The organism is Photobacterium sagamiensis, from assembly GCF_050337085.1.
Taxonomy (GTDB): Bacteria; Pseudomonadota; Gammaproteobacteria; order Enterobacterales; family Vibrionaceae; genus Photobacterium; species Photobacterium sagamiensis.
On the sequence record NZ_JAKJSP010000073.1, the window covers coordinates 24,993 to 31,132 of the forward strand.

The following is a 6,140-nucleotide window of genomic DNA, read 5'->3' on the forward strand; positions in this document are numbered from 1 at the left end:
CCTGTAAACCCATATAAAATCATCGAGAACTATTACTTATAGAGTTAATTATGTCTCGTACCACGTTGAAAACAATAGCGAAGCATACAGGGTTGTCGGTAACAACAGTGTCACGTTCCCTAAAAGATGGTCCAGAAGTTAAACAGCCGACGAAAGACATCGTTAAAGCTGCGGCTAAAGAGTTAGGTTACAGACCCAATGTATCTGGCATTGGTCTTAAAACAGGTCGCACCTATAACATCTGTGCCATCTTGCCAGTTCAGAAACCCGGCGATATGGTGGGTGACATCAGTACACTTCCTTTGATAGAAGGTCTAACTAGCGCACTTGAAGGCACCCCTTACAATTTGACAGTTCTTCCGATGAAGCCCGATGAAGATCCTTTGATTGCAGTAAAGCATGTCGTAGAGAATCGGATGGCTGACGGGGTGATAATGAACCTCACACGACCATCCGATGAGCGCGTTAAATATCTGCACGACGAAGGCTTTCCATTTATCACCTTCGGTCAAACTGAAATGAGCATCGAACACCCCTACTACGACATCGACAATTACGATTTCGCCTATAGAGCGGCAACGTATTTGTTCAACAAAGGGTGTCGTCGCATGAAGCTATTTGTCTCATCACAGGCTTATACCTATACATGGCATAAGTTCTACGGTGCTCGTCGAGCGTCATTGGAATGTGGTTTCAAGTTCGATAAAGAAACAGATCTTATTTCTGGATATGAGATCGAAGACTATCGCGAATATGCAAAAAACCTGATGGAGCAAGAAGATGCCCCAGACGGGATCATCTGCGGCTCTGAAATTTCAGCAATGGGGATAATTGCTGGGATTCAAAGCGCAGGGAAAATCGTAGGTGAAGACGTTCACGTTGTTGTAATGGAAACATGTTCATTGCCAGCCTACTTCACCCCTCAAATATCTGGTTTCAGACAAAACTTTCATGACTCGGGCCGTCATCTTGCCAAAATGTTAATTCGCAACATTGAAGGCGAAGCTCCTAAAAAGTTGCAGCTAATAGAGAAAGCGACATTTTACGAACGCTAGACGAGATGAGTGCTGAGCCATGAAGAACGTATTTATATCTTAAAAGGATCATCTAATGAGTGAGTCAAGCTACCCAATGTTTTTGAAGATGGACAATGTTATTCAAAATTATGCTTGGGGCAGCAAAACATCCATTCAACGTTTGTTTGGCATAAAAAACACAGAAGCACTCCCACAAGCAGAAATCTGGATGGGTGCGCATCCCAATGGTTGCTCGGAAGTCACAATAGAAGGCGTTCGCACTCCGCTTTCTGACTTCATTGCAGCTAACCCAGAGATGATTTTAGGCGACGAAACGCACTCAGAGTTCGGTGAATTGCCTTATCTGTTTAAAGTTCTAGCGGCAGAAAAAGCTCTGTCTATCCAAGTACACCCTAGCAAAGAACAAGCTGAGAAAGGCTTTGCAAAAGAAGAAGGGCTAAACGTCCCTCTATCAGCCGGCCATCGAAACTATAAAGATGCAAATCATAAACCTGAACTTGTCTTTGCCTTGACGTCATACACGGCTATGAATGGCTTTCGTGAGTTCGAGGAAATAGCCACCATCTTCGCGCTACTCAATATCCCAGTATTAGAGCCTTTAGTTCGTGTATTCTCTGATTCTCCGAACAGTGACGGTCTACGAGACTTCTTCGCCGCATTACTATCTCTAGAAGGTAGTGATAAAGAAGATGCAATTAATGGGCTGATATCTTACGCTAGCGCTCACTGTGACGATGAGCTGTATGCTCTTGTTCTTGACCTTGCTGAGCAGTACCCAGACGACATCGGTATCTTCTCGCCATTAATGCTCAACGTAATTACTCTTTTACCAGGAGAGGCAATGTTCCTCGATGCCTGTACCCCACACGCGTACATTAAGGGCACTGGCTTAGAGATAATGGCTAACTCGGATAACGTTCTTCGCGCTGGTCTAACGCCAAAGCACATTGATATTGATGAGCTGGTGGGCAGCACACGATTTGAAGCACAGTCATTTAATGACATCATTCTTGCCCCTAGAGCTGGCAACGGAACTAAGCGCTATGATATTCCGGTTACCGATTTCGGCTTTAGTGTGCATCAACAAGATCATGTGCTGGACGTAAATAGCGCAGAAATCCTATTCGCTATAGATGAGCAATTAACGCTGACTCATGATTGTGGGCAAACCATTATTCTAGAGAAAGGCGAGTCTGCATTTATACCGGCATATACCAAGTCATATAAAGCGACCACCAGCGGCAAGTTCGCTCGAGCATGCAACTAATTTCAACGAATGAATCAAATCCCTGCTATTTTTAATATGATGTTCAATAAATAATGGGGATTAATCATGATAAAAATGACTGCTTTAGTTATTCTTCTAACATTCAGTGGCGCTTCATGCGCTGGTCAGTCTGATTACGAGTCAGGAGAATGGCTGCTCACCTCTGAAGGATGCAAAGTCGCATCGTCAATGGCGCCAAACGCAGCTAGTATCAACTGGACAGGCGAATGCAGGGACGGTTTAGCGCATGGCAGAGGCGAGCTTTCATGGGTGAATGCTGACGGTTCTAAAGGCCGAACGCATACTTGTTTGAATAACACCTATGGCGGCCCAAGTTGCGTATTCGGAAGTAGTCAGTCGCGCTCGTCTTCGCACTAACGTTTTGTGCCAATAAAAATCTCTCCCCATAAAAACAGCCCATGATAGGGCTGTTTTTTGGTTTTGTCGCAAAGTCACTCTATGAGTTATGATCACCGAAGCTTTCCACTCAATGTAATCGCATGACCATCCATTTTTCAGCCCAGCACTTCCCTTCAGAAATCATTCTCCTGACTGTTCGCTATTACGTTTCTTATAAACTTTGCTACCGTGAAATCGAAGAGATCATGGCTGAGCGGGGGATCTATGTTGATCACTCAACTATCAATCGGAGGGTCATCAAATACGCCCCCTTACTGGAATATCGAGCTCGACAAATAAAAAAAACAGTCGCCTCTTCGTGGCGAATGGACGAGACGTACATTAACGTCAAAGGTCAATGGAAGTATTATTACCGGGCCGTTGATAAATACGGTAATGTCATTGATTTTTTACTGTGTGATCCCCGTGATGAGAAAGCAGCTCGTGCCTTCTTTAACAAGGCGATAGGTCATAACGGCTTACCTGAAAAGGTGGTGATCGATAAGAGTGGTGCGAATGCGTTAGCGCTGCACAATATCAATGTCCAGCTCTGGTTGATGGGGAAGATGCTCAACCTGATTGAAGTCCTTCAAATTAAGTATTTGAACAACCTAGTCGAGCAAAGCCACCGGAAAGTGAAAGGCAAGATGCATCAATGCCTGGGATGGAAATCTGATGAAGGAGCCAAAGCCACCCTCGCAGGCGTGGAACTGTGGTCGATGATTAAAAATGGACAGCTCGACAACCCTGATGGTTTATCTGTCTGGGATGAATTTTACGCGCTTGCAGCCTAATTGTATCTGGAAATCAGTACGCTTGTACTTCAGCATAACTTTGCGACAAAACCCTTTGTTCTATGCCTAACTGGTTTGCGGCATCACTAACACTGATTTTTCCTACCGTTTTAACCAATGACAAAAGCCGGAGATGAATAGGGGTAAGCGACTGAAAACCTGAATAGCGGTGCAATATTTTTAAGTTATTCAGTACTGGATTAACCCTGATTTGCTTCTCTGTCACCAAAATCAATGGGATGCCAAGTTCTTGAGCTTTTTCCTGTTTAGCTTTGAAACGCTGAAGAAAATCTGGATGCTGGGTTTTCGCGAAGGGCTTCACTTCAATCCACTTAGTACCGTCATTCTCAACAATCTGAAAATCAGGTGTATAAGGCAATTCTCGCTCAGCAAGACGATAGATAAAACCTTCTGGCTGGGCAATATAGGACGTTATGGTTGAGGAGTATTCGAGATGGAAACAGGTATCGAACTCTAAGTATGATTCGACTGTCATGACCTGATTCATCTTGGCACTGACGAACTTAAAAAGGTTCTTAACGCGGGAGTGTTTGAGCTGGCGGCGATACATGATGCTCGAGCCCATTTTGTTGTTAAACTACAACAAAAATAGCTTATGCACGCTTATTGTGCCAGTTATGTACGGTATTAGGGACGATATGCAGGCTTATGGTGCAAACTACAAAACAGCAGATGGGTGGAAGCCCCCACCAGCCACATCCCGGCACACACGTCACCCGCTGCGGTTTATAAATCAATACCTTACCATTGACTAATTACTCAGGTGATCCACATAAAGTGGATGACCTAAATCTAGTCAAATTTACCGATATCTGCAACTTGTGTTTGCCCCTGCCCCACCACTCGGCAACGGACTCGCACCCTCAGCTTCCTTGGCAACTTCACCCAACAAAAACGCCAGCGGATTACCTGCATCGCCAGAAAGCTCTACCTGCTGCTTAGGGTTCCATTTATCGCGGTTTCGACACTGAAGCCAGTACTCAATGGCACGGGTATCCGGCGGCAGCTCTTCGAAGTAGTCGACAACAGAGCCGTTGTTTAATACGCGCTGCTTCTTCACCGTGCAACCCATAGCCCGGCTAAATAACTTGAAAGCCACTTCAGCGTCCGCCTTCATCTTCCCCAGACGCTTCGCCGCATCGAAATCAGGGTGCCTGATTGACCAGTTACGGATGGTATCAACGTTCACCTCAAAGAAGTCAGCCAGCTCGCGATCAATGGCATTGAGCAGGCACAGTTTGTAAACCTGATCGACGTATTCGGGCTTGTACTTGTTGTTGTAGGTGTTTCCCTTCGGCGCGACCATGGCTGAATCCCTCATACATTAGCGATAGCTAAAGTATACCACCAAGCGACTTTATTTAGAATTCACTAATGTACGCGCGCGCGTAACCTGAAGTCTTAGGGTGCGGGTGCCCGTATAAATCCGGTTTGTAGGGTTTGTAGGCTTTCTGGAAGGGGGCGCGTATGCAGGGTGTTTTGGGGCWGAGGGRAGATACCCTCGGCTACCCGATTAGGCAGTTGTTTAGTGGTTGAACTGCTAGATGATCACAGTTTTTCAAAGTGAATTAATGACTCCAACAGTAGAGYATAACTAACCAARAGTTTTCCACTTTRCCTTMTTGTTTAGCATCGCTTGTAATTGTACACGCCATTTCGTTTGCTGATATACGTGAACAAMCCTGACCGAAGGATCGATTTTGGTACCCAGAAATGCACCAGAGGCGGAAACAACCACACAGCCATGCTTCCCCCAGGTTTCAGGACCCGGTGCATCTCGGGTAATAGCCTGTTTAAGGGTAATAAAGGAAAAGGAATCACACCTAACAACACGACCTTGTCTACACTGGCGGTATCCAATCCCGTATCAAGGGCATCCCGTTTGACTATGCGGACGTTCTTCAAATCAGCAGCTTGTACTTTTTTTGATACCTGTTCGATAAAACCCGATGATACGTCCATCGCCACCAAGCAACCTTTGTCGCCAATCAGCAGTGCTGCCGGTACAGTAAAAAATCCCGTACCGCACCCCACCTCTAGAACGGACTGCCCAGGCTTAATGTCTGCACCTCGTAGGGTTTTCAACGGGTCCATAAGCCATTTTCGAAGTCTGCTCCCCATCAATAATCCAGCTGGTTTAAAAAGTAAATTCAGAATCTTTGAATTTCCCAAGTCTTCTGTTTTCATTTTTCATCTCCTAACTGGATTGAGTATAAATCTATAGTGTTCTCGTGTCAGACCGCCCAACATTTTATTCAAACGATCTAAGATCGTATATCCCACCCAAACCGCAGGTTTTTACGCATCGGGATCGCATACCTACCGCCCTTGGGTATCAGAACCTACCAGCTATCATCAAATTTAGGCGATGCTGTCATCATATGCATATGTTTTATTGAGTGAGCTCTGGTTATGTGAATCACAGTGCAATAAGTAGCATTTATCGAAGTTTACAGCTTTGGAAAATGGGTGACGTTTCTAGGGCTGATTCGTGAAGGGGGGACGGGGATTGCCGTCAGGGGGCAGCCCCCTGTTCAACGCCCTATAAACCCTACAAATTGAAGTGAGTAATGAGTTTGTAGGCTTTGTAGGGTTTCTTGAGGGGGGGCGCACGTCTTGAAG

General features: G+C 45.4%; 7 protein-coding genes. 4 read left to right on the plus strand and 3 right to left on the minus strand.

Features of this window, described 5'->3' with window-relative positions:
• Window positions 1-50: 50 nt before the first annotated feature.
• From L4D76_RS26010 to L4D76_RS26025, 4 genes are all read left to right on the plus strand, one after another.
• Window positions 51-1,055, plus strand: a complete 1,005-nt coding sequence (locus tag L4D76_RS26010; RefSeq protein ID WP_428443758.1) for a LacI family transcriptional regulator — start codon at window positions 51-53, stop codon at window positions 1,053-1,055.
• Window positions 1,056-1,110: 55 nt separating this feature from the next.
• A complete protein-coding gene (gene manA, locus L4D76_RS26015) occupies window positions 1,111-2,304 on the plus strand; it encodes a mannose-6-phosphate isomerase, class I (protein ID WP_428443759.1) in 1,194 nt (397 codons plus the stop codon).
• A 66-nt stretch (window positions 2,305-2,370) separates the two neighbouring features.
• Window positions 2,371-2,682 (plus strand): hypothetical protein, encoded by a 312-nt coding sequence (locus L4D76_RS26020; RefSeq protein ID WP_428443760.1) that lies wholly within the window; start codon window positions 2,371-2,373, stop codon window positions 2,680-2,682.
• A gap of 122 nt (window positions 2,683-2,804) precedes the next feature.
• On the plus strand, window positions 2,805-3,497 hold the full coding sequence (locus L4D76_RS26025) for an IS6 family transposase (protein WP_428443761.1): 693 nt from the start codon (window positions 2,805-2,807) through the stop codon (window positions 3,495-3,497).
• Window positions 3,498-3,510: 13 nt separating this feature from the next.
• Here the strand turns inward: L4D76_RS26025 and L4D76_RS26030 are convergent, their stop codons facing one another.
• The 3 genes from L4D76_RS26030 to L4D76_RS26040 all read right to left on the minus strand — a co-directional run bounded on the left by L4D76_RS26030 (window position 3,511) and on the right by L4D76_RS26040 (window position 5,705).
• Window positions 3,511-3,993: a TnsA endonuclease N-terminal domain-containing protein gene (locus L4D76_RS26030; protein WP_428443762.1), complete on the minus strand. Its 483-nt coding sequence runs from the start codon at window positions 3,991-3,993 to the stop codon at window positions 3,511-3,513.
• 327 nt (window positions 3,994-4,320) lie between these two features.
• A complete protein-coding gene (locus tag L4D76_RS26035) occupies window positions 4,321-4,824 on the minus strand; it encodes a hypothetical protein (RefSeq protein ID WP_428443763.1) in 504 nt (167 codons plus the stop codon).
• 320 nt (window positions 4,825-5,144) lie between these two features.
• A complete protein-coding gene (locus tag L4D76_RS26040) occupies window positions 5,145-5,705 on the minus strand; it encodes a class I SAM-dependent methyltransferase (RefSeq protein ID WP_428443764.1) in 561 nt (186 codons plus the stop codon).
• Window positions 5,706-6,140 lie beyond the last annotated feature (435 nt).